Genomic DNA, 22,060 nt, shown 5'->3' with positions numbered 1-22,060 from the left:
TTCGACGCATCACCTCACACCGGCAGGCCCTTGGCCCGCAACAGCGAATCGAAGCGCTCGGGGTCGGCGGTACCGGCGCGGTTGGTCTCGCGGATACCGGCCTCGCGGTCCAGGTGGGCCAGGGTCTTGGGCAGCAGCGCGGCGGCATCCTGGGCGGGAATGGCGATGACGCCGTCGGCGTCACCCAGCACCAGGTCACCCGGCAGCACGCACAGGCCGGCGCAGGCGATCGGTACGTTGATCTCGCCCGGGCCGTCCTTGCTCGGGCCACGGTGGGTGTGGCCGGCGGCAAATACCGGGACAATCCCTTCTGCCAATTCCTCAAGGTCGCGCACGGCGCCGTCGATGACGATACCGCCCAGCTTCACCCGCAAAGCCGTGGTGCGCACCAGGCCGCCGATGACCGCCTGGCTGACGTCGCCACCCCCATCGATGACCAGCACGTCGCCGGGGCGGACCATCATCAGCGCTTTGTGCACCATCAGGTTGTCACCCGGGCGCACCCGCACGGTGAACGCCGGGCCGCACAGCTTCAGCGCCAGGTCGCCATGGTAGGCACGCAGGCCGCGGGCGCCGATGCTGCGCCCCATGCAGTCGCCGGCCACGGCTACGGGAATGGCGCGAAACGCTTCCACCAGCTCGGCGGAAAGGCTGGCCACCCGTGGGTTGATACGGTAGCCGACAGGCCATTGTTGAGCGGTCATGACAGTACTCCAGAGCAGTGATCGAAAACCTGTGGGTTGACGCAGGCACTGGCCGCGGGCGGCGTGCCGTCGAGAAAGCCCAGCACGTTGCGCGCCGCGCCGGCGGCCATGCCCGCGAGGGCGGCCGGGGTCGAGCCGCCCACGTGGGGGGTGAGCACCACGTTGTCCAGGCGCAGCAACGGGCTGGTGGGCGGCAGTGGTTCCACGGCCATGGTGTCAAGCCCCGCGGCGTATAGCTGGCCAGTGGACAACGCCTGTACCAAGGCGGCCTCGTCCACCACTTCGCCACGCGCGGTGTTGATCAGCAACGCGCCCTCGGGCAGCAGGGCGAGCTCAGGTGCACCGATCAGGTTACGGGTCTGGGCGGTGAGCGGCACGTGCAGGCTGAGCACGTGGCTGCGTGCCAGCAAGGCGGGCAAATCGGTCACGCGTTCAGCGCCTTCAAGCCCTGCATCGGCCGGCAGCAGCGGGTCATACACGGCCACGCTCATGCCAATGGCCTGGCAGGCCCGGGCCACGCGGCGGGCCACTTGACCAAAACCGACCAGGCCCAGGGTGCGGCCGCTCAGCTCCAGGCCATCCTGGGCGCGGGACCAGCGGCCGTGGCGAATTTCGCGGTCCATCCAGCTGACTTTGCGGGCGGCGGCGAACATCAGGCCCAGGGTCATCTCAGTGACCGACTGGGCATTGGCGCCTGGGGTCACGTACACCGGGATGCCCCGCGCGGTGGCGGCGGCCACGGCAATGTTGCTGACCCCCACGCCATGCTTGGAAATGACCTTGAGGGTTGGGCAGGCGGCGATGGCCGCTTCGGTGAGGTCCAGGGTCCGGGAAATGACGGCGTCCACGGGCTCGCTGGCCATGATCCGCTCGATGTCGGCGGCGCCTTGCTCGGCGTTGACGTACAGCACCTGGCAGCCTGCGGCACGTAGCAGTTCCAGGCCGGCGGGCGCGAGCCGGGGCGCAGTCACAAGGATCACATGAGGCATGGGGAAGTTCTCTGGCTTATTGTTGTGCGCCGCCTGAAGGGGGCATGCCGGGAGTATCTGCGCCGTGATCCTTAATTTCTATTAGCGTTTTTTCACCAAAACATTCCTCTCAGGAATGATTCAGATCCCGGTCCTGGCTCTGCAGAATGTCGATGAACCGCCGCGTGGCGGGCGACAAGTACCCTTCGGCACGGTGCAGCACGCCAAAACGCCGGGCCATGGTGGTCAACGGGTTGGGGATTTCCACCAGGCCACTGCCGTGGCGAGGGTCGGCCAGGTTGCGCCGCGACAGAAAGCTCAGCAAACCGGTCTCCACCAGCAGGTTGGGCACCGCGGCAATCGAACTGGTGGCAATGGCCACCTGCGGCGCGGGCAGGTTGTGAGACCTGAACACGCCTTCGAGCCACTGACGCGTGGCCACCGATGGCGCCGACAGCAACCAGCGGTAGTCGCACAGGGCCTGCAAAGGCACTTCGCGCCCCGCCAGCGGGTGGCTCGCACTGGCGACCACCACCACATCGTCGCCCGCGATGGGCTGTTCGATCAGCTCTTCGTCCTGGGTGCCAAGGGGCCCGATGACAATGTCCAGCAGGCCTTTGCGCAGCGCGTCGTGCAGCACATCGTTCATGCCGATCTGCAGGTCCAGCACCACCGCTGGCGCTTCTTCCTGCAACAGCCGGCACGCCCGCGGCATCAGGTACTCGGCGATGGTCGCCGCCGCGCCGACGCGAATGGTGCCGGCCAGGCCCTTGCCGAGGGAGGCGGTCTGGCGGTGGGTTTCATCGAGCATGCGTTCGATCAGCAACGAGCGGTCGCGCAACAGTTGCCCGGCATCGGTCAGGCGAATGCCGCGGCCGACGCGCTCGAACAGCTCGGCGTCGTAGGCGCTTTCCAGGCGGTCGATGCATTTGGACAGGGCTGACTGGGAAATATGCAGGGCTTCGGAAGCACGGCCCAGGTGGCCGAGTTCGGCGACCTTGATGAAGTACACCAGGTCGCGGATCTGCAGGTTGATGCTCATGGGCGCGGTGCTCCGTTGCGGCGCTTGTCGTTGAAGGCGGGAGGATACCCCAAGCGCTGAAAGCCGCTACCCTGTCATGTTCTTGCACGAGGAGCTGCCATGTCGACCTGCCTTTCATTCTCAGGCGCCAAGATCGCGCTGCTGTGTGGCAGCCAGATGCTGACCTACCAGCGCGACGACACACCCGATATTCCCTGGCCTGGCCAATGGGACCTGCCCGGCGGCGGCCGCGAAGGTCAGGAGACGCCCCTTGAATGCGCAGCACGCGAGACCCTGGAGGAATTCAGCCTGGTGCTGGACCCGGCCTGGATCGAATGGGAGCGTGTCTACCCCGGCCAGGGCGTCGGTGGGCTGGACACCTGGTTCTTCGTGGCGCAGGTGCCGGCGGGAACGTTCGAGCAGGTGGTGTTTGGTGACGAAGGGCAGCGCTGGGCGGTGGAAAGCATTGAGGCGTTTCTCCAACGCGAGAATGCCGTAGCGCGGCTACAGGCGCGGTTGCGTGAATACCTGAACAGCCGGCCCGGCGCGTTGTAAATCGGGGGGGCATCAGGCAGGCCGCGCACGTCTTTCCCGAGCTTCGCCCCTTCCCTGCAGTTCTGAGCGAAGCAAATCGCATTGAAGGTGGATCAACCGGATCCAATATTGCGGCTCTACCAAACGTGGAGTAGATTGCTGCTCACGTAATACCTGAACGTTATAAGGACATCTCAGAAGTTGACGTTACCAATTGGATGTCCGATGCACATGACATTGAGCAGATAACGGCAGCACTGGAAAGCTCCGCTGAAGTTGCTGCCACTGTCCAGCCCCTCTTGATCACCCTCACAAGAGCGTCTCATGCCCACACTTTCGCCAATGGAACGCAACTCGCCACCCGGGTTGTTCGGCCTCTTCTGTCTCGCCAGTTATTTGCTATCCATGTCTTATGGCATGACGTTCCTGCTGGCGATGATGCTCAAAGCCCACGGCGGCAGCGAATCGGATGCCGGAACCGTCATTTCCGTCGCGATGATCAGCACGTTTGTAGCGGTGATTTTCTCCGGACACCTGACGGATCTCATTGGCGCGTCCAAGGCCATTGCGGGCGGGGCCATACTGTTGGCGGTCGCCTGTACCGGCTTCGCTTGCGTGACCTCGTTCGGCACAGCATTGTTGGCATTTGGCCTGGTGCTGGGGTTTGGCTGGGGCATTTTCTATCCCCTTGGGCCGATCATCGTAGCCATGATCATCGAACCAACCCGTCGAGTGAAATACTTCGCCCTGCTCTCGGGCAGCATGATGAGCGGGATCGGCACGGGTCCACTCGTGGGCCGTGCAGCCATGGCGGCCGGCTACGCAGTTGAATCGGCATTCATGGTCGCAGCCGCGGCCAGTTTGCTAGGCGGCGTACTGTTTTTCCTCATTGCCCCTCGAATCAAGCGCCAACAGGCTATTCTCGGCCCTGTATCGGTATGCAGGATCACCGCACAAGCGGCAGGCTCGGTACTACGCTCCAAAGCGGTATTCGCGATTATCATGGTTGGTTTGGGTGGCGCCATATTCGGTGGCCTGTCCAGTTTCCAGACCTCCTATGCCGCCCTGCACCACCTGGATTACTCGCTGTTCTTCCTCGGTTTCATGTGCGCAGCGATCTCTTGCCGGTTGCTGATCGCAGGAATGATCACCCAGCGTGACCCTTATCTGATGTCCTGCGTGCTGACGGCGTTGATGGTCATTTCGGTATTGATGTCCATGTACTCGATCAATTCGCCTGCTACCTATTTGCTGGCAGCCGTCCTATTAGGCGTGGGGTATGGCCTGACCTATTCAGTGATCAACGGCCTGGCGGCCAATGAAGCGCCTGCCGGAAAAACTGCCCAATCACTGCTGCTCTTTAGCCTTTCCTATTTCATCGGCGTTTTCGGCTTTCCATTGCTCGCAGGCAAAATCATTGTCAGCGATGGAATGCAGGCGTTGCTGTCGACCATCTTGTTCGTGGCCTTGGCCAATTGGTCAATCACCCTTGCCCGCCTGATATGGCGGCGTGCGGCAGTGGGCGTCGTAGCGTGACCAGCTGATGAGAACAACGGTGACGTAGCGGTCGCCGCGCAACTACCTGTATCACGGCACGTTACTGTTGACCGCGGGGCATTCTGCGCTGAATTTCCGCTGGCCGAGATGTCAGCGGCCGTCGGAGCGCTCTACTCCTCCTGGGTGTTCTGGCGACTGGCCTTGTACTCCGTGTTCGCCCATGCCATCTATATGTCGGTGCTTTCCTTGTGGATGAGCCCCTGGCTCAAGGATGTGGGGCCGGTGGGTGAAGCCGGCATGGCGAGCACCCTGCTGTGGGGAACCGTGGCCATGGTGGCGGGCTCCCTGGCGTTCGGTTCGATCACGGACTACCTCCGGCGGTTTGGGGTACAGCCGATCATGGTCTGTGGGACGGGCGTGGCGATCTTCATCGGTTTTCAGATCCTGATGATCAGCGGGCTGCCGGTTGCCCCCCTGCTGATTGCCATGGGCTTCAGCTTCTTCGGCACCTCTACCACCATGAACTACGCCATTGTTGCTCAATCCGTGCCTCCCGAGTTGGCGGGTCGCGTCAGTTCCTCCTTCAATCTGGTGGTGTTTGTCCTCGCCTTTGCGCTGCAGTGGCTGATGGGTGAAATCCTGAACGCATGGCCGAGCACTGGTCCGGGACACTCGGCAATCGCTTATCAGTGGACGCTGGGCTGCATGATCGCGCTGCAAATACCGGGCATGTTGCTATGGCTTAGTTTCAAACCTTGGAAATTGAGGCGCGACTAATACGCCAGGTCTAGGTTGCGTGGCTGTCGTGACGCCATCGCCATACCTCTGGCCAGAGCTTTTCATGTCGTGACCAGCGCCTGCGGGTACGCCATTGTGATCGACCTTCCCGATTGCCCCGGCGCTGTCCATTGGCCTCGCGTTTTCCAGCCCAGCAGGAGCCATCGTCGTGCCGTCGAACGTCTGACTTTCCTGATAAACTGTTCGCCCCTTTGCATCATGCGGATCTGTGCGGTGTACGCCGCAGAGCCACCCTTGCGTTTGCGAACAGGGAAAGATCCCATGGTTTTGCTACACGATTGGTTTGAGTTGCTACCTTGCGGCAACGCCACTTCGGAGTATGCAACAACGATGGAAAACGGTAGGAAATGAGATTTGTGTAAATGCAGATGAAACCAGGCGAAAACCTCGCACCCCCAGCAGATCCGGTAGTCAGGAGGTTTTCGGTTGCACCCATGATGGATGGGACCAGCAACTCTACAACGCATTGATTTACATTCGAAAAACCAACAAGCCTTTCCCATACTTACCAATTTTGTACCACTTTGCGCTTTCGCAGCTTCAAAATCTGCCCTCTGCCCTCTGCCCTCTACGCGGGCAACGGCAATCCCAGCCGTATGGTCGAAAGCAGCCCATCTGCGGAGGACTGCTATCGGCCAGAAGCGGTCTGTCGCAATCAGAAACATCACCAAGGTCAGGGCGAGCAGTGTGCGGCATGCGCAAGCCCGGCCCTGACCATGGACGTTTACTTCCCATAATTCCGGTGGGCTGAATGAAGCGCTTTAGAAGTGTCCGCGTCGAAAGCTGCCCGCATCTCGTCCAGAGGATTTCCCAACCAGACTGGATTCAAGCCCCTTTTTCTTGCTTCATCCAACAGGGGCGAATACTGCTCGGTCATCAGGTGGTAAAAAAGCTTTGCACGTTCGACCCTGATTTCCATCCGGGCAACAACTTCGCGTTCGTCCCTAATCTTTTGAGTCAGATCTCGGAGCCTATCCCATACGTCTTTGTCAGAAATAAAAGTATCCATCAAAATATTTTCGACGAAGGTCAGGTCGGCGATTAATGCTCGCACGACATGGCCACCCAGCCGACTCGCATAATAACCGCTGTTGAGATCAGCTTTGCCATGCGACTTAGTGTGTATGAATCTTAGCTCGGTCAGGTCGGTCAGGACCTTCAAAGTATCGTCTTCCGAGAATCCGATAGATCGAATGTTGTCACGAATCTCGGGGCCGTCAATGTGGCCTCCTTCAGCGTTGCTCTGCTTAACCAGTGCCGAGAGGAGAAACATCCTGAGCAATCCGCCATTGGATTTCCCTAGCCGTGAATCAAAGGGATTGCCAATTACGGAGAACTCTTCGCTGTATACAGATTGGTTGCCTAGTAAGATAGAGCGGAACGCTTCCTGTTTCGGGAGCACGTAGGTATTTTTATTTTTATGACTCTGAAGAGCCTTTGCTGGATCCGTATATCCTTTTGCTAGGAATTCCCTGGTCATCCGAAGGGCTAGACGCACATCGTGGTTGGCAAGAACGTCAATACGTTCGCCAATTTCTGTTCCAAGTACCGAAGCCTTGACGATATCAATAAATACCGATAAGTCTTCGACTTTGAAATTTACGCCTCCCTGGGTCGTAAAGCTCCCGCTTTTTCCAGCTAGCATTTGGCCGGTCATAAAAAAGCGACGGCTCAATACTGCGGGTATTTCAGGCGGCTCGATGTGCAAGGGGTCAAAGTCAAAGGCATCAAAGGTCGAAGACCCCCTATGTGCCACGTAGGTAGATTCGCGCATGGAGATAATAAGGTTGAGGGACAATCGTCCTGCGATGGCCATGGCATCGGAAAAAATTCTTGACTGCGTACTGTCATCTTCGAACTGGTCAACGTTGTCGATCACCAGGAAGATTGGAGCATGCTTCGAGCCATGGGTAATCATCTTGTCCACGTAGGGACGTTTGGCGTTGTAGTCGTTGAGAATCAGCTCCGTTATTTTTTTATCGAACTCGGTCTGGTTTTGAGCGATGAGAAACATAGGCCCTGATTGAAGCGCGTCAATTTCTTCGCGATAGGCAGGTTTAATGGCCCGCTGAAAATCCCTGAAATATGGGTCATTGCTCAGATAGTTGAACAGATGCGCGTAAATGAATTCCAGCGGATTCTCGCTGCGCGAAAAATTTCGGAAATCGATATCAATCCAATGCGGGTAGGACGCCGCCTGATTTTTTTCAAAGTATGCTGCGGAAGCAACCTTGCGCGTGTATTGGAGAAAGGTTGTTTTGCCTGTGCCCACTGTACCCAAAATCAAAATCGCCAACGGCCGCCGCGACGCAGAGGCGGAGCTTATCGAGTCTGCAAGGGAGGAGGATTCCTTCTTTCGCATCGGTTTTTTGGGCTGCGTCGAGAAGAGGGGCTCTCTGCGCTGCAAGTGCATCTTGATGCGGCTATCAAATTTTTGCCGGTCGGCATTTTTCACATAGCACTTTTCGAGGAGTGAGCTCTCAGCACCGACGATTGAGTCTGAGAATGCGCTAATGACCTCGTTTTCAATCAGCGGATAGATGGGGTTATGTCGTTTTACAGTTGAGCCTTTGAAGAATTTGTTGAGGCGCCGTTCCTCAAACTGGTCAGTAGTCCGACCTATAAGCTCGATGGCGAGATTTCCTTCAACCACCGCCGTTCGTGATAGCAGATCGACGAAATGCTCCAGTTCTTCCCCGAGGATTCGACTTAGCGAGTCGAACACGATTGCATAAGAATCTGAGAAAGAAACGGCATCTGTACGGACTGCCGGGAAAATTATCCATTGCGCACCATTGGTGACAACGGCGAAAGGAATCGACTTTTTCCTACAGTAGTCCCTAGCTTGGATGATTGCTGCGCCGGTATCGCCTTCCATAATGCGACCCGTGAGCTTGACTCGCTTCTGAGTGGGTACCACGTCGAAGCTGCGCCCGATGCGCTTTGCTTCTATGAGCAACGCCACATCTGCGGTTCGAATGATGTAGTCGGCGTACGTTGTACCTCCGTCTTCGGAGACCCGCTCCTCGTAAGAAATGTCAGTGTCGTCCCACTCCAACACGTCTTCTACGATTCTGTCGATCAGCTTTTTACGGGTTTCCGCTTCATTGGCGTTGTGCAATACCAACTTTGCATGTGTGGTTAACAATCCGCTGGCAATGCTTTCCATCCCGTCCACCATCCCACTCTCCTTTACTGCAGATCCGTCAACGGCTGAGCAGCCTTATCACTGGTCTTGCGAGAGCATCGCCATCCCACCAACAACGAGCCATCCTAGCCCTCACGTGCTTTACGGTAAAGGCGGCGAATGTCTGCATTGTCGATGTGGTTCCCAAGCTGTCAAGGAATGACGCTTGCGATCTATTGGTCAGAATGAGCAAACGTGTTGGGTCGCCTCTAGTTTTCAAGACAAAGAAATGACTGCTTTGGGTCGAAAGCCGCCCCTCACCTTAGTAGTGACAGGTTTTGCAATGCTCAGCTAGACCACCAGGGGATTGCCCATTCATACGGAACGAGAAGCCATTTTCCAAATCTATTCTCTCCAACAAGATCCAGTGTTAACGATCTCCAATCATTATCTGGAGCTAACGGTCCAAAGCTGATCCAAGCGGGTGGTAAAGCTCTGGCTCATCATCTCCCGCCGCATACCCCAATCAGGTTTTGTCGGCACGCTCGCCAAGCGCATGGTGCCCCGGCCCCACCGACCGTTGATGGCGTCCATCAGGCCCATGACTTTCTCAGTGGCTGCTGGCTGGGAAATCGAGAACAGGTCCTCGGTGTACTCGCCTTTCTGGCAGAGGCTCAGCAAGAGAACTTCGGCCTTGCTGTACTTGAAACCAGTTCGGTAGATACGATCAACAGCCTCAACGGCAAGCCTGGTCATCAGCCGGGTATCGTCCGTGGGATAGGGCAATTCGACGATGACACCGTTAGCGTACTTGGCCTCATCGGGGTTGAAGAACCCGGTACGAATGCTCACCCGGATCTTCTTGCACAGCGACTGCTGCGCCCGCAACTTTTCGGTGGCGCGCGCCATATAGGTCGCCACCGCCTCCTTGATGGGCACCACATCCGTCAGGCGCTTGCCAAACATCCGGCTGCAACAGATCTCCTGCTTGGGGGGATCCGGCTCGTCCAACTCAAGGCAGGGTGTGCCGGCCAACTCGCGTGCGGTCTTCTCGATCACGACACTAAAGCGCTTACGCAATATCCAGGGATCTGCTTTGGAAAGCTCCCAGGCACTCTTGATGCCTAGCCCCTCCAAGTGGGCAGTCATCCTGCGGCCGACGCCCCAGACATCCGAGGCCGGGCATTTCTTCAGCACCCAGTCGCGTTTGACCTGGTCGCGCAAATCCACCACTCCACCGCTTTGCGCCTGCCACTTTTTTGCCGCGTGATTGGCCAGCTTGCTCAAAGTCTTGGTACCGGCGATCCCTACACCGACGGGTATGCCGGTGCTCCGGTAGACCTGTGCGCGAATCTGGCGGCCTAGCTGCTCGAGATCGCCGGGTACGCCAGACAAATCGGCGAACGCTTCGTCGATGCTGTAGATCTCGACTTGGGGCACCAGCGACTCGATTACCGTCATGACCCGTTCACTCATGTCGCCGTACAGCGCGTAGTTCGAGGAGAAGGCGACTATGCCGTGCTGCTTGAGCTTTTGCTTGATCTGAAAGTACGGCTCGCCCATTTTCACGAACGGCTTGGCGTCGGCGCTACGGGCGATGACGCAGCCATCGTTGTTGCTAAGCACCACGATGGGCGTACTGCGCAGGTCAGGTCTGAACACCCGCTCACAGCTTGCGTAAAAGCTGTTGCAGTCGATGAGGGCGAAGACAGGATCAGGCTTTGGGATCATGGGCGCGCACGCTAAAGGTCACGACGCCCCAGACAACCAGCTCATCGCCCTCGAGGATGTAGCGCGGGGGGTAGCCGGTATTTTCGGACATCAGGATGATGCTGTCTCCTCGCTTGCACAGGCGTTTGCACACCGGTTCGCAATTCACTGCGGCAATCACGATATGGCCGTGCTCGGCAGTGATCGAGCGATCGACCACGACCAGATCGCCGTCGAAGATCCCTGCCCCCTCCATGCTGCTGCCCGAGATCCGCACCAGGTAGATATGGGGCGCGCGGATCTCCAGCAGCTCATCCAGTGAGATGTGCTTCTCAATATGATCGGCGGCGGGTGAAGGAAAGCCGGCAGGGACCTTGAACGAATACAACGGAAGCATGGCCCCGCCCTCACCCAACGGTCCCAGGAATGTGATGCTCATAACGAACGCCTTGCGAAATCTGTATATACATACAGTAAACGTAAATTCGTTCTCCGGGTCAATCTTGGGGGCGAGCAATTTCGACAGGTGGGGGCGCTCTCGCTGGCCGGCGACCGGAATGAAGAGCCGCGCGTCACCCTGACCGAGCGGAGCCCGACATCGATTAGCCTAACGGATAGGGTAAGGCGAGGAAGCAACGGCCACCGTATGTAGGTCACTGAAAATCGCCTTACACGCCGTCCCTTACAGTAAAAACACCTCCGCAGATCCCGCTGCTAACCTCAGGACTAACCTGGAGGAAACGATGATGACGGCTATTCAAATGTTGCAGAAATTGATGGTGGCGCAAGTGCAGGCCCATCACGCCCTCGGCGCGGCGGTGGAGGAACTAGCGTTGTGGGCCGAAAACAACGGAGGCAGTGAGGCCGCGGTTAATGTGCGGAGCGCCCTGAACGGCCTGGACGAGTCATCGGCTCTGATTGGGGCCTGCTTGGAAATACTTGGCAAAGAAAACATCAATCAGCCCTAAAAACAGAGCGATTCCGCGCGTAGTCCCTTCACCCAATTGATGGCAAGGAGCACACCTGTACTCCTTCATGATTTTCAGCAGTTCTTCGACTCACCCACCGCCACCGCATGCAGCCAGCACGTATAAACGCTCACCCACACCTCAATTTGCGAGGCGTTTACGGGATTACAGCCCACGATGCTGAAGGTCAGTGCAATGGATGCAAAACGGTTGAGCTGGCTATCCTTGGCTCTTGCCAGCTTTGAAAGGATTGCTGATCTGGTAATCGACCGCTTTCGGCCAGGAGCTGCCCTGCACCCGAACGGCCAAGGCTCAGCCACGCGCTGTAGCCGCTGCCGCCAGGCTGCGCTGGCCTCTGGGTACACTGGAGATTTCCAGTGGATCGTGTCCCAGGAAGTGGTGTAACTCATCAAGGCTTGAGCCACTGAGTTTGCCGTTTAGTTGATCACGGCCGACAGCTTGGCCTGTGGATTATCGCTGACCGCCTCGAAGGCCTCCAACTGCATGTAGCGCCTTTGCAGGCACCACTCGTCGTTCTGTTCCAGCAGCATCGCCCCGACTAGGCGAGTGATGGCTGGATCGTTCGGGAAGATACCCACGACCTCGGTGCGGCGCTTGATTTCAGCATTTAACCGTTCCAACGGATTAGTACTGTGCAGCTGCTGCCGGTGCGCCTTGGGGAAGGCCATGTGCGCCAGCACTTCATCCTCGCAGCCATCCATAAGCGTCGCGATCTTTGGGTATTTCTCACGTAACTGGTCAGCTACCAGGCGCCATTGCTGGTGGCATTCCTGACGGCTGTCCTGGGCAAACACCGTGCGAAGTAGCGCCGCCACCATCGTCCGCTGACCCTTGCCGACGTGGGCCATGGCATTGCGCATGAAATGCACGCGGCAGCGCTGCCAAGTCGCATGGAATACCTTGGAAACTGCGGCCTTGAGCCCTTCGTGAGCATCAGAGATGACCAGCTTCACGCCTCGGAGCCCACGCCGCATCAGGCTTCGCAGGAAGTCTGTCCAGAACGGCTCGGCTTCCGAAGGCCCAACCCTCATGCCCAGTACTTCACGGCCGCCGTTGGTGTTCACAGCCACGGCGATTATGACGGCGACCGACACGATACGGCCGGCCTCCCTGACCTTGACGTAGGTGGCGTCGATCCATAGGTAAGGCCAGTCGCCCTCAAGCGGGCGATCAAGGAAGGCGTGTACGCGCTCATCGATCTCGCCGGCCAGCCGTGACACTTGGCTTTTTGAGATGCCGGACATCCCCATCGCCTTGACCAGCTCGTCCACTGAGCGCGTCGAGACGCCCTGGATGTACGCCTCCTGGATCACCGCTGCCATGGCTTTTTCGGCAGTACGCCGTGGTTCCAGAAAGCCTGGAAAGTAGCTGCCTTGGCGCAGCTTGGGGATCTTCAGATCAACATCGCCGGCGCGGGTTTGCCAGAGGCGATCACGGTAGCCGTTGCGGCTGTTTAGCCTGTCAGGACTTTTGACATCGAACCCGGCACCGCACAGGCTCTCGACGTCGAATTCCATCATGCGCTGGGCAACGAACTGGATCATTTGCTTGAGCAGATCAGCATCTGCCCCTTTCTCAACCAACTCGGTCAATGCGATAGTAGGTTTGGTCATCGTGGTTTCCCTGGTGAGTGTTAGGTCTTCGCAAACTCAACGTTAGCCAAAAACCACGATGACCAACCTCTTTCGCCCGCAGGGCGCCTTCGATTGGTTTAGTTACACCACTTCCTGGGACACGATCTTTCCAGTGTGGTTGAAGGCCAGCGCAGCCTGCGGCAGCGGCTAGCCCCTCGACAAGGAACGCCGAGGGGCAGCGAACACATCGAGGAAACCGATTTTAGCTCATTCACTTTCGAGCTCTCGCCACCAGCATTGATCGCGTACCGTGGCTGCACTACGGGCCTTGATGCTAGAATATTACCATATTTAGCTACAGGCTCAGGACTCAGATGTCACCCGTAAAAAACGATAAAACGGGCTATTCAATGCACCGTTTTTGCACTGCACCGTTGATGGATGGGACCAATATCTAAATAACGCATTTATTCAAAATCAAAAATAATAATAAGCCTGCCCCACTCGTACCAATTTTGTACCACTTTGCTCTCCCGCAGGTTCAAAACCTACCCTCTGTGCGATCAACGGCCATCTCAGTCGTATGGTTGCCGATGCAACTTCAATTTCTAACCGCTGAAGAAATCACATGGCCTATGGTTTTGGTGAGCGAAAAGCCGCGGTCGAAAGCAGCCAATTTTGAACTGCTCGATTTAAGAGGATGCAGCCTGTATCCTTGGAGAACTTTGGGAGACGGCGAGAAGCGAGAAGCTCAATACTACAATTGCCGCACCAACCCAGAACGCGGCGCTCACCCCCAGTTCGTCAACGATTACACCGCTGCCCCCCGCCCCAAGTGCAATAGCAACCTGAGCAGTAAACGTAAACATCACGGAAGAGGCTTCGCTATTTCCGACATGCTGCGTTTGATTCCATATGTTTAGGCACAATGGCAGAGCCCCCCATGCAATGCCCCACAGCAAAATCAGTCCAACCTCAACGATATGAAATCCGACGAAAACCGGAGCCAGGGCAATAGATAGCAACAATAGTAGTTTGGCCAGCAACAGAGTACCTCGCAAGCTTTTACTCACCATTTGGCTGGCAACAAAATTTGAAACAAAACCTGCTAACCCGTAACCCAGCAATACAATGGAAACATTAAATGAACCTGCACCTTCCTGAGCAAGGAGGGGAGCGAGAAATGTGTAGGTTCCGAAGTGCGCTGCAAAGACAAGGGCAGTCATGACCATGCTGCTGCGAGACTCGGCCCGGCTCACGTATTCCTTGAGCGCCTGAAAGCGCAGAGAAGTTTCTACAGGTACCGACTGCAGCACCATGGCTTGAAAAATGAGTGCCGCTGCGGCGATCGCCGAGGCGGCCAAGAAAGCGCCTCTCCATCCAAAATGATCCGAAACTAAAGTTCCAAGTGGCACCCCGAGGATCATCGCAGCGGTAACCCCCCCGAAGACGCATGCGGTCGCCTGGTGCGATCGGTCCTGTGACACAAGGCGCACTGCCACAGCCAGAGCCGTGGCCCAGAATGCACCCAGGCTGACGCCCACCAATCCTCGGCCGATAAGCATGACAGGATAGTTAGGTGCCCAAGCCGAAAGTAGACACGCAATCAGAAGAGTTGCTGAAAGCCACAGTACTGTCTGGCGGCGGTCACTCTTGCCAGCGAGAATCAACGCGCCAGGTGCAGCAAGGGCAGCCAAGGCGCCTGGTAGGGTCATCATCAACCCAGCACTACCCTCGGTGATTCCATAGGTTCTGGCGATATCTGGGAGTACCCCTACCGGCAGAAACTCAGCGGTCACTGAGGCGAAAGACCCAAGGGCAAGCGAAAAGACGGCCAACCACGAGTTCTTGGGATTAGATTGCTCTACGGCGTGGCACTGATGAGACTGGGACAAAATAACTCCTCCAACACATCGCTAAATTCAAGTTCAAGGACTCTTGAGCCTTTTCAGGGACGACGCGACCGTATCGACCTGAAGCTCAAGAGCTCTGATAAGAAGGTCGCGCTAGATGGCTCAAAGAGATGGCTGCGACAGGCAAAAATCGCCGCTTACCTTTTTTCACGCACTTTAATAGTCCAGATAACCGAACAGAAGAGAGCAATCTTGCCATCACTGTGCACACAGATGGATAATCTGCACGCAGCAGATCACCAGCGCTCCTCTCGAATCTAAGGTGGATTGAAGCTGACTCCGCTAGCTAATCGATATTGCGACGAAGGTGTCTTCAGATGAATCAACTGCTAGCCATGCGAATTTTTTTACGCATTGCGCAGACCGGGTCGTTCAGCCAAGCCGCCAGCCATCTGGGGGTTCCACGTTCGTCCGTCAGCAAACAGGTCAATGACCTAGAAAAATACCTAGGCATCAAGCTGGTTCACAGGACGACCCGTGCCGTAGCGCTTACTGCTGAGGGGATGGAGTACTACGCCCAATCTCTGCGTATCATCAGCGAATTGGACGAACTCGATAACGCCATGAGCGGAAAGGGCTGCAAACCTACTGGGCATTTGAGAATTGACGCTCCTGCGGCTTTCGCCGTCAGCTTACTTATACCCAAGCTCCCTGAATTTCAGCATGAGTACCCGGACCTTACGATTGCAGTGGGCATCAGTGACCGCACGATTAACATCCTGGGCGAAGGGGTAGATTGCGGGATCCGCGCGGGCGAGGTTCAGGATCAAACGCTGATTGGGAGGAAAATCACGGAGATCCCCTTTGTCACCTGCGCGTCCCCAGCCTACCTGAGCCGTAAAGGTAAGCCGAACTCCCCGAAAGATGTGGAACAGCATCATGATCATGCCGGGTACTTTTTTGCTGCCACAGGAAAGCCTGAACCGTTAGTATTTGAAAAACAAGGTGAGAAATACACTATCGACGCCGCACGCTACTCAACAAATGAGGGCAACGGTCTCACACAGCTTCTGCTAGCTGGGTTAGGCATTGGACAACACCTGCGCCCCTGCCTCCAACCCTATATCGAATCAGGCGCCTTGGTCGAAGTACTGAATGAGTGGACAAGGCCATCGATACCGTTTCACGCTGTTTACCCACCCAACAGGCATAAGAGCGCCCGCCTCAAAGTATTCGTTGACTGGCTCATTTCTACTTTTTAATTGCTGGTGGCTCTAAGTCAGAGCTTGGCTTGTCAGCCACCCTCCTCGTCCGAACGCACCGCAACAGTGCGGCTTTGTGCCCGATTGGTGCATCGTAACGCTGATCGACTTCCGGCCCTCCTACCCCACCTTCACGTCTATTCAAATCACAAGCGTCCGGTATTCGGAAAATTCGCCCGATCTTCGTTCTGAATTTGACTGAACCCGACGACGCTTGATCGCGCGCGCCAATATCGCAGGACGCTTAGAACCTGGCAAAGCTCATGCTTAATCTCAGCATCGTTTATTCAGGTGCAGTGAAATGTCCAGCCAAAAAATAAAAGCTTATGTTGATCTTAACCACGTTCTGAGCTCCGGAATGGTCACCTATCCAGGAACCAGCGATCTAGAGATTACAGAGTTTTGCCCACGTTACCCCAATGGCGCCCTAATCGACTCCGTTAAGTTCCTTAGCATCACCTCGACATATATCGACGCCCCCTTTCACGTTGACCCCAACGGAAAGAAAATCTCAGAGTATCCACTAGAGCGCTTGGTCAATCTTCCGGTCGTGCTCGTAACTAAACCTGATCATCGAAGAATGTTCACCATCGAGGATATTGAAATATTAGATGTAGACGGCAAGGCTGTATTGTTCCACACGAGCTTTGACAATTTTTTTGGAAAGCCTGGCTACGATCAGAATCCTCCCTACATTTCTGTTGAAGTAGCTGAATGGCTCGTTGAAAAAAAAGCCGTTCTCGTCGGCATCGACTCCATTTTAGTCGACGACGTTAACGATGGCTCCACCATTCCCGTCCATACAACCCTACTGCGCAATGGCATTGCTATTGCTGAAAACATGACAAATCTAAGTGCCTTGGTTGATCAAGACGCTTATCTAACCGCAGTTCCGCCTCGCGCCGAAACCGGAAGTTTTCCAACACGCATCTTCGCAACACTACTGGAACAATGATAAGCCTTCAGCAAAAAGGAAAATAGATAGTGATCAATAATGCCAATGAGATAATTCCTACGAGAAGGCGGTTACCGCCGCTTTATCTTATCGCGGCTTATCTAGCGATAGGGGTGTTCATGACCGGCGACGGATTTGAGCAGGCTTTTCTGTCCCATTACGTCGTATCACTTGGTTTCAGCCAATCCAACGCATCGCTACTTTTCGCCGCGTATGGTCTGGTGGCTGGCCTCTCGGCTTGCGCGGCAGGCGTGCTTTCCGAGGCCTTTGGCCCTCGTAAGATCATGCTGGCCGGAACTGCTATCTGGTTAGTATTCCATGCCCTTTTCTTGAAGTTTGGGCTAGCTCAAAAGTCTTTCTCCTTGATGGTGGTGTACTACTGCATAAGAGCGATCGGCTACCCCCTTTTCGTGTACTCGCTGGTGGTTTGGGTTACAAGAACCGTACCCACCCAGAATCTGGCGGCAGCCATGGGGTGGTTTTGGCTGGTGTTCATGTTTGGCCTCGGCACTAGCGGAAGCTACATCCCAAGCCTTACAATACCGTCGATCGGGGAGATGAATACGCTATGGCTTGCGTTAGGCTTCGTCTTCGTGGGGGCTTGCATTGGATCGATGGCGTTGAGTTTGAAACCCATTTCCGAGCCTCACTTAGGTTTTGCAACGAACAATAAACTCAAATCGTTGACCCGCGCGGTAACCCTCGGCTGGGAGCGCAAACCTCTTTTGGCTGCCGGTGCAATCATGATGCTTGCACCCATGTCCATATTCGGTTTCGCCGTGGTCATGCCTTTCCTGTTCATAGACACGCTTGGGTTCTCATACTCCGAATGGCTGAGAGTCTGGAGTGTCTTCATGATTACCAATATGGTAATGAATTCGGTTACCGGGATGCTGGCAGATCGTATCGGCTGGACGAGGTTGATTCGTTGGCAAGGGTGCGTAGGGGTGGCAACAAGCTGCCTTCTGTTTTATTACATTCCTAGCCTCTTTGGTCACAACATCGCGATCGCCATGGGCATAGCACTTATTCATGGAATCACAGTGACAGGTTTCGTACCTCTATCTGCTGTATTCCCAGCTCTAGCGCCTGAAGAAAAAGGAGCAGCACTTTCACTGCACAATCTTGCAGTGGGCTTGGCTGCGTTCGTCGGCCCAGGTATTGCTTCGGCGCTCTTACCATTGTTTGGGGTGCAGGGGGTGGTTTGGGTATATGCCTTACTGTACATCGTGAGCATGTCGCTGCTGAAATTCATAAAAGTACCACCTATGGAAAAAAAGGATCATAACGTGTCGCACGCAGAGTTGGCTTCACAGGCTGCTGCCCATTGACCTAACAACCAAATCCAATTCGCAATATTGCTCGCCAGCCTTCCACCAAGAAGGCTGACCTCCAACTCCACACAATCCATAACCCTCACTTCCACTTCGATTTTTTCTTTCTGACGCTGCGCTTAAGCAGACTTCAAACAGATGGTTATCATTCGCCGAGGATATACAGTCCGCACTTTCTATAAAAATATAAAAAACCGCCACTCTGATCGCTTTCGCGGGCGCGGTTTCTCAGAGCAACCACTCACTTACCGCCGACATATTTGAGGCGGGCTCACCTTGGGCGCTGGGGACTTGAATGGCAGCCGGAGTTCGCTATGGATAAAGGCGTCGACATCCAACTCAACCATTTCGTTTTATCTGCAGGCGGCCTTTCAGGCGGGTATGCAGGGCACAATACTGGCCGCTACAAGGATCAATGGGTAGCTGGATTGAGCCTTGATCTAGAAAAATTTCTCGGCAGGAATGACGCCACGACCCAGGAACAGCTGATAGACCGAAATGGTAGAGGTCTCGACCAAGACGTAATGGACGACCCTCGGGCTTCGTTTTTTACTGAATTTCAGAAAGTAAATGGCCGAGGAAACGTACCGCGCATCAGCGATGCTTTGGTTCGCAAAGGGGGTTTACGACGGGAAGTTCAACGTGAAGGCCGGCCGGTTTACTGTCGAGGAAGACTTCGCATCCTAACACAGCGGTGAACTCGTAGACCAGTTGCACTTGTCATCAAGGTCTAGCCCTGTCAGATTCAGCAACACAATGGTATGGAGCGCCTGATTATAAACCGCCCTGATGGCGCAAGTATCAGATTTGGAGGTGAGCAGTGGATAGTGAATCGCACATGCGTAGTGTTGAGTGCTCAAATTTCGAGGCCTGGCAAGCCCTGACGTGTGAGACTTATGACAGGACTCAAAGCAAGACGCTAAGCCAATCCAGCTTCGATGGCCGGCTTGAGTACAAGCGATTTGGCTCGTTCGCCGTCAGCCACATCACATCACAACCTATTACCTACGAACGCCAATCCCCCACCGACGGCTGTGACGATTACTACATCGTGCTTTCCTTGTGTGAGCGCGCTCATGTTGTGCAAGCTGGCAGAGAGTCTATCCAGCATCAGGGCGATATCGTGTTCTTCGACAGTGCTCGCCCTTACATCTGCCACCTCCCCCAAGGAGACGACCAGATCGTGTTCACGGTACCGAGGAAACTGATGCTTGAGCACGTTCCCAACGCCATGGCGTTATCCAATCTGACCTTGGACGGATCCACACCTACGGGCCGAATCTGTCAGCTCATGTTGAGGGAAGCGTGGGCCGCTTCAGGTGTTGACCACGGGATCGAAAACCGACTAGGTTGTTCGCTGCTTGACATTATGGCCACTAGTTACGACGCTGCGTATGAGAGCCAAAATGCGCACCTTGACGCTCGACAATCACGTCAACTTGACCGCATAAAAAAATACATCCGAGACAATCTTGCTGACCCAACGCTGGGCATCGAGAACGTCGCCAAACAGAACCATGTCTCCAGCCGTACGCTGAACCGACTCTTTGCCAGCGAAGATACGACGGCGGTTAGGTGGCTGTGGGAGCAGCGTGTTATCGCCTGCAAGCAGTCTATCCAAAGCTTCCCCACACGACCGATCGGTGATTTGGCGCTGGATCTAGGGTTCAAAAGCGCATCACACCTGAGTCGAGCATTCAAAGCCTATTACGGGGTCTCACCCAAAGACGTTCGCCACACCTGATCTGGCGCCTCCATCCAATTTTCAGGCGTGCCGGGTCAAACTGCAGCAGCAGCCCGGCCGTACACTTACCCCCAGATTCGACGTCCCTACAAAAATAATAAAGACGGCCAGCCTTTACACGCTGCTAATCCGCTCGGCCCTTTTCAAACTGCCCTCCCACAAATATCGAGGATTCCATGAATAAGGGCTACGTTTACGTGCTGATTTGCTACGCGTTGATTGGGGTCAGCTACCCCATCGCCAAGAACGTGATGGATCAAATTCCCACCTGGTTTTTCACTTGCGCTACGATGGGAATCGGTGCATTGCTTCTCCTGCCCTTCTCGCTAAAATTTGACCGAGGCGTTCTGGCCAACCTCTCTTTCAGAGACTGGGTAACGATCTGCATCCAATCCTTGCTAGGTTCTGTTCTCTACACCATCTTTCTGCTGTATGGGATGACCTCCTCGACCGCCGTAATGGCTTCGATCTTCACCAGCATCACTCCCGTATTCGTGGTCATTCTCTCGGCAGTCTTCCTGGGCGAAGCGCTCAGCTTGCGCAAGCTTGCCGCCATCGCTATGGCAATCGCAGGAGTCATGCTTCTCACCATGCCCACTTCCGACGCCTCTGGGGCAAACACCGGGATCGGCGTATTGCTACTGCTTCTCTCCAGTCTTTCCTCGGGCTTCTACGTCATTGCGGCGAAAAAGCTCAACGTCTCCATGCCGCCGGCCACGACCGCCTTCGGCGTGTGTGCCACCGGCACGATCTTTACCTTCCCTATGGCGATCGCTGAGAGCCGTACCATCGACTTCGCAGCCATCATGACTGTCGGCAATGCCACAACTGTTCTCGTCTATGCGCTTTTCTCCTGGGCCATTGCGAGCTGGTTGTTCTTCGCTGGAGTAACGCGAATTCCAGCCAGTGCAACAGGAATGGCATTCGCCGTAACACCTTTGACAGCGACGTTCTTCTCGACTGTTTTCCTCGGAGAGTCCCTATCCGTTTATAGCTGCACGGCGCTCGTGATGGTCGTCGCGTCCATCTTCCTGGTCGAGTCAAACGGCAAGCGTCATGCCGGCGTCGCTACCGCTGCGTAGAACGCTCTCCCGTTGTAACACCGCGCTGCGCTTGTACTAACCTATAAGCGCAGCGTTGTTTTTTGCGCCTTTGTTGTGAGGCAGCAACATCCTGAATCCGAAATACCAAAACTGTAGCAAGATAATTTGAGGGATCAGAATGTCTTTCCTGAAGTACGATTTGGGGTCATGCAGCAAAGGGGATCGCTTCGAGGTAACGCTCACCCGCGCAGCAAATGTCATGTTATTGAGCAGCTCGGATTTCTCGAACTATCAAAACAGGCGCCGTTACAGCTATGTCGGGGGACTCATGAAACGCTCCCCTGCGGTGCTGGGAGTACCGCGCTCTGGCCATTGGTACATCGTCGTGGACATGCAAGGTTTGAGTGGCAGCACAAAGGCCAGCGTCCGCAAACTGCCGGACGCGCTTCCTGAATATAGGGAAGTCCCTCTCACCTCCATCCCCTCCTTGGTCAGGGATCAGCCGCCGCCCTCCGCGCAAAGCAGCGACTCCTTCGATGTATTCATATCCCACGCATCCGAGGATAAGGATACCGTCGTTCGTGCACTGGCCTCGGCACTCATCAACGAAGGTCTGAACGTTTGGTATGACGAGCTGACGCTTCGGATCGGGGACAGCTTGCGGCAGAAGATCGACAGGGGCCTGGCCAAGAGCAGGGTTGGCCTAGTGGTGCTTTCGCGAGCCTTCATAGCAAAAGGCTGGACGAACTATGAGCTTGATGGAATCGTGAGCAGGACGGTCTCAGGCGAACAAATCTTGCTTCCGATTTGGCATGACATAACCAAACAGGAAGTTATCGACTTTAGCCCTTCTCTTTCCGACAAGGTCGCGCGTAACACCGCTACTCACACGGTAGAGGAGATCGCTTCCGAGATTGCTGAACTGCTGCGTGACCAGTGAGGGGGGC

The 22,060-nt window shown here is 55.8% G+C and carries 18 protein-coding genes and 1 pseudogene; 11 read left to right on the top strand and 8 right to left on the bottom strand.

Annotated features, from left to right (window positions below; all coding sequences use genetic code 11):
- Positions 1–14: 14 nt before the first annotated feature.
- The 3 genes from HWQ56_RS10850 to HWQ56_RS10840 form a co-directional block, all read right to left on the bottom strand.
- The gene (locus HWQ56_RS10850; protein WP_158157946.1) at positions 15–704 is read right to left on the bottom strand and encodes an RraA family protein; all 690 of its coding nucleotides are present in this window, start codon (positions 702–704) and stop codon (positions 15–17) included.
- Positions 701–1,693: a hydroxyacid dehydrogenase gene (locus HWQ56_RS10845; RefSeq protein WP_176570468.1), complete on the bottom strand. Its 993-nt coding sequence runs from the start codon at positions 1,691–1,693 to the stop codon at positions 701–703. The genes HWQ56_RS10850 and HWQ56_RS10845 overlap by 4 nt, the downstream gene beginning before the upstream one ends.
- Positions 1,694–1,802: 109 nt before the next feature.
- Complete coding sequence (locus tag HWQ56_RS10840) at positions 1,803–2,714, bottom strand: LysR family transcriptional regulator (protein ID WP_158157948.1); 912 nt, start codon at positions 2,712–2,714, stop codon at positions 1,803–1,805.
- A gap of 99 nt (positions 2,715–2,813) precedes the next feature.
- Here HWQ56_RS10840 and HWQ56_RS10835 point away from each other — a divergent pair, with 99 nt between their 5' ends.
- The 3 genes and pseudogenes from HWQ56_RS10835 to HWQ56_RS10825 form a co-directional block, all read left to right on the top strand.
- Positions 2,814–3,248: an NUDIX hydrolase gene (locus HWQ56_RS10835; RefSeq protein ID WP_158157949.1), complete on the top strand. Its 435-nt coding sequence runs from the start codon at positions 2,814–2,816 to the stop codon at positions 3,246–3,248.
- 303 nt (positions 3,249–3,551) lie between these two features.
- Positions 3,552–4,763 carry an MFS transporter gene (locus tag HWQ56_RS10830; RefSeq protein ID WP_176570467.1) on the top strand — a complete coding sequence of 404 codons (1,212 nt, stop codon included), beginning with the start codon at positions 3,552–3,554 and terminating at the stop codon, positions 4,761–4,763.
- Between the two features lie 108 nt (positions 4,764–4,871).
- Positions 4,872–5,501, top strand: a pseudogene (locus HWQ56_RS10825) (MFS transporter); the annotation flags it as partial.
- Positions 5,502–6,246: 745 nt separating this feature from the next.
- Here the strand turns inward: HWQ56_RS10825 and HWQ56_RS10820 are convergent.
- The 3 genes from HWQ56_RS10820 to HWQ56_RS10810 form a co-directional block, all read right to left on the bottom strand.
- On the bottom strand, positions 6,247–8,691 hold the full coding sequence (locus HWQ56_RS10820) for a P-loop NTPase fold protein (RefSeq protein ID WP_245217832.1): 2,445 nt from the start codon (positions 8,689–8,691) through the stop codon (positions 6,247–6,249).
- Positions 8,692–9,096: 405 nt separating this feature from the next.
- Positions 9,097–10,377: a translesion error-prone DNA polymerase V subunit UmuC gene (gene umuC / locus HWQ56_RS10815; protein WP_280634431.1), complete on the bottom strand. Its 1,281-nt coding sequence runs from the start codon at positions 10,375–10,377 to the stop codon at positions 9,097–9,099.
- Positions 10,364–10,798 carry a LexA family protein gene (locus HWQ56_RS10810; protein ID WP_176570465.1) on the bottom strand — a complete coding sequence of 145 codons (435 nt, stop codon included), beginning with the start codon at positions 10,796–10,798 and terminating at the stop codon, positions 10,364–10,366. Before HWQ56_RS10810 ends, umuC begins: the two co-directional genes overlap by 14 nt.
- 304 nt (positions 10,799–11,102) lie before the next feature.
- On the opposite strand from HWQ56_RS10810, the gene HWQ56_RS10805 reads away from it, so the two are divergent.
- Complete coding sequence (locus HWQ56_RS10805) at positions 11,103–11,327, top strand: hypothetical protein (RefSeq protein WP_342366181.1); 225 nt, start codon at positions 11,103–11,105, stop codon at positions 11,325–11,327.
- Between the two features lie 437 nt (positions 11,328–11,764).
- On the opposite strand, the gene HWQ56_RS10800 is transcribed toward HWQ56_RS10805, so the two are convergent.
- Positions 11,765–12,961, bottom strand: coding sequence for an IS256 family transposase (locus HWQ56_RS10800; protein WP_176570464.1), 1,197 nt, complete (start codon positions 12,959–12,961; stop codon positions 11,765–11,767).
- A 653-nt stretch (positions 12,962–13,614) separates the two neighbouring features.
- Positions 13,615–14,721, bottom strand: coding sequence for an MFS transporter (locus HWQ56_RS10795; protein WP_245217877.1), 1,107 nt, complete (start codon positions 14,719–14,721; stop codon positions 13,615–13,617).
- 431 nt (positions 14,722–15,152) lie between these two features.
- Between HWQ56_RS10795 and HWQ56_RS10790 the strand changes: the two genes are divergently transcribed.
- The 7 genes from HWQ56_RS10790 (at position 15,153) to HWQ56_RS10760 (ending at position 22,053) form a co-directional block, all read left to right on the top strand.
- Entirely contained in the window at positions 15,153–16,037 is an 885-nt protein-coding gene (locus HWQ56_RS10790; protein ID WP_176570462.1) for a LysR family transcriptional regulator, read from the top strand.
- Positions 16,038–16,338: 301 nt separating this feature from the next.
- Positions 16,339–16,992, top strand: a complete 654-nt coding sequence (locus tag HWQ56_RS10785) for a cyclase family protein (RefSeq protein ID WP_176570461.1) — start codon at positions 16,339–16,341, stop codon at positions 16,990–16,992.
- 29 nt (positions 16,993–17,021) lie between these two features.
- Positions 17,022–18,323 (top strand): MFS transporter, encoded by a 1,302-nt coding sequence (locus HWQ56_RS10780; protein ID WP_176570460.1) that lies wholly within the window; start codon positions 17,022–17,024, stop codon positions 18,321–18,323.
- A 317-nt stretch (positions 18,324–18,640) separates the two neighbouring features.
- On the top strand, positions 18,641–19,024 hold the full coding sequence (locus HWQ56_RS10775) for a carbohydrate porin (RefSeq protein WP_176570459.1): 384 nt from the start codon (positions 18,641–18,643) through the stop codon (positions 19,022–19,024).
- Between the two features lie 140 nt (positions 19,025–19,164).
- Positions 19,165–20,070 carry a helix-turn-helix domain-containing protein gene (locus HWQ56_RS10770; RefSeq protein WP_209008708.1) on the top strand — a complete coding sequence of 302 codons (906 nt, stop codon included), beginning with the start codon at positions 19,165–19,167 and terminating at the stop codon, positions 20,068–20,070.
- 176 nt (positions 20,071–20,246) lie between these two features.
- Entirely contained in the window at positions 20,247–21,152 is a 906-nt protein-coding gene (locus HWQ56_RS10765) for a DMT family transporter (protein ID WP_176570457.1), read from the top strand.
- Positions 21,153–21,291: 139 nt separating this feature from the next.
- On the top strand, positions 21,292–22,053 hold the full coding sequence (locus tag HWQ56_RS10760; protein ID WP_176570456.1) for a DUF1883 domain-containing protein: 762 nt from the start codon (positions 21,292–21,294) through the stop codon (positions 22,051–22,053).
- The last annotated feature ends 7 nt before the right edge of the window (positions 22,054–22,060 follow it).

The organism is Pseudomonas eucalypticola, assembly GCF_013374995.1.
GTDB lineage: Bacteria > Pseudomonadota > Gammaproteobacteria > Pseudomonadales > Pseudomonadaceae > Aquipseudomonas > Aquipseudomonas eucalypticola.
Note: the sequence above shows the minus strand (reverse complement) of the source record. Positions and strands in the feature narration are given on the sequence as shown.

Excerpts from the sequence above, each read along its gene's own strand:
- HWQ56_RS10830 (WP_176570467.1), top strand. The coding sequence starts at position 3,552 with ATGCCCACACTTTCGCCAATGGAACGCAACTCGCCACCCGGGTTGTTC.
- HWQ56_RS10845 (WP_176570468.1), bottom strand. The coding sequence starts at position 1,693 with ATGCCTCATGTGATCCTTGTGACTGCGCCCCGGCTCGCGCCCGCCGGC.
- HWQ56_RS10800 (WP_176570464.1), bottom strand. The coding sequence starts at position 12,961 with ATGACCAAACCTACTATCGCATTGACCGAGTTGGTTGAGAAAGGGGCA.
- HWQ56_RS10835 (WP_158157949.1), top strand. The coding sequence starts at position 2,814 with ATGTCGACCTGCCTTTCATTCTCAGGCGCCAAGATCGCGCTGCTGTGT.
- HWQ56_RS10770 (WP_209008708.1), top strand. The coding sequence starts at position 19,165 with ATGCGTAGTGTTGAGTGCTCAAATTTCGAGGCCTGGCAAGCCCTGACG.
- HWQ56_RS10775 (WP_176570459.1), top strand. The coding sequence starts at position 18,641 with ATGGATAAAGGCGTCGACATCCAACTCAACCATTTCGTTTTATCTGCA.
- HWQ56_RS10805 (WP_342366181.1), top strand. The coding sequence starts at position 11,103 with ATGATGACGGCTATTCAAATGTTGCAGAAATTGATGGTGGCGCAAGTG.
- HWQ56_RS10850 (WP_158157946.1), bottom strand. The coding sequence starts at position 704 with ATGACCGCTCAACAATGGCCTGTCGGCTACCGTATCAACCCACGGGTG.
- HWQ56_RS10790 (WP_176570462.1), top strand. The coding sequence starts at position 15,153 with ATGAATCAACTGCTAGCCATGCGAATTTTTTTACGCATTGCGCAGACC.
- HWQ56_RS10840 (WP_158157948.1), bottom strand. The coding sequence starts at position 2,714 with ATGAGCATCAACCTGCAGATCCGCGACCTGGTGTACTTCATCAAGGTC.
- HWQ56_RS10785 (WP_176570461.1), top strand. The coding sequence starts at position 16,339 with ATGTCCAGCCAAAAAATAAAAGCTTATGTTGATCTTAACCACGTTCTG.
- HWQ56_RS10820 (WP_245217832.1), bottom strand. The coding sequence starts at position 8,691 with ATGGAAAGCATTGCCAGCGGATTGTTAACCACACATGCAAAGTTGGTA.
- HWQ56_RS10760 (WP_176570456.1), top strand. The coding sequence starts at position 21,292 with ATGTCTTTCCTGAAGTACGATTTGGGGTCATGCAGCAAAGGGGATCGC.
- HWQ56_RS10765 (WP_176570457.1), top strand. The coding sequence starts at position 20,247 with ATGAATAAGGGCTACGTTTACGTGCTGATTTGCTACGCGTTGATTGGG.
- HWQ56_RS10810 (WP_176570465.1), bottom strand. The coding sequence starts at position 10,798 with ATGAGCATCACATTCCTGGGACCGTTGGGTGAGGGCGGGGCCATGCTT.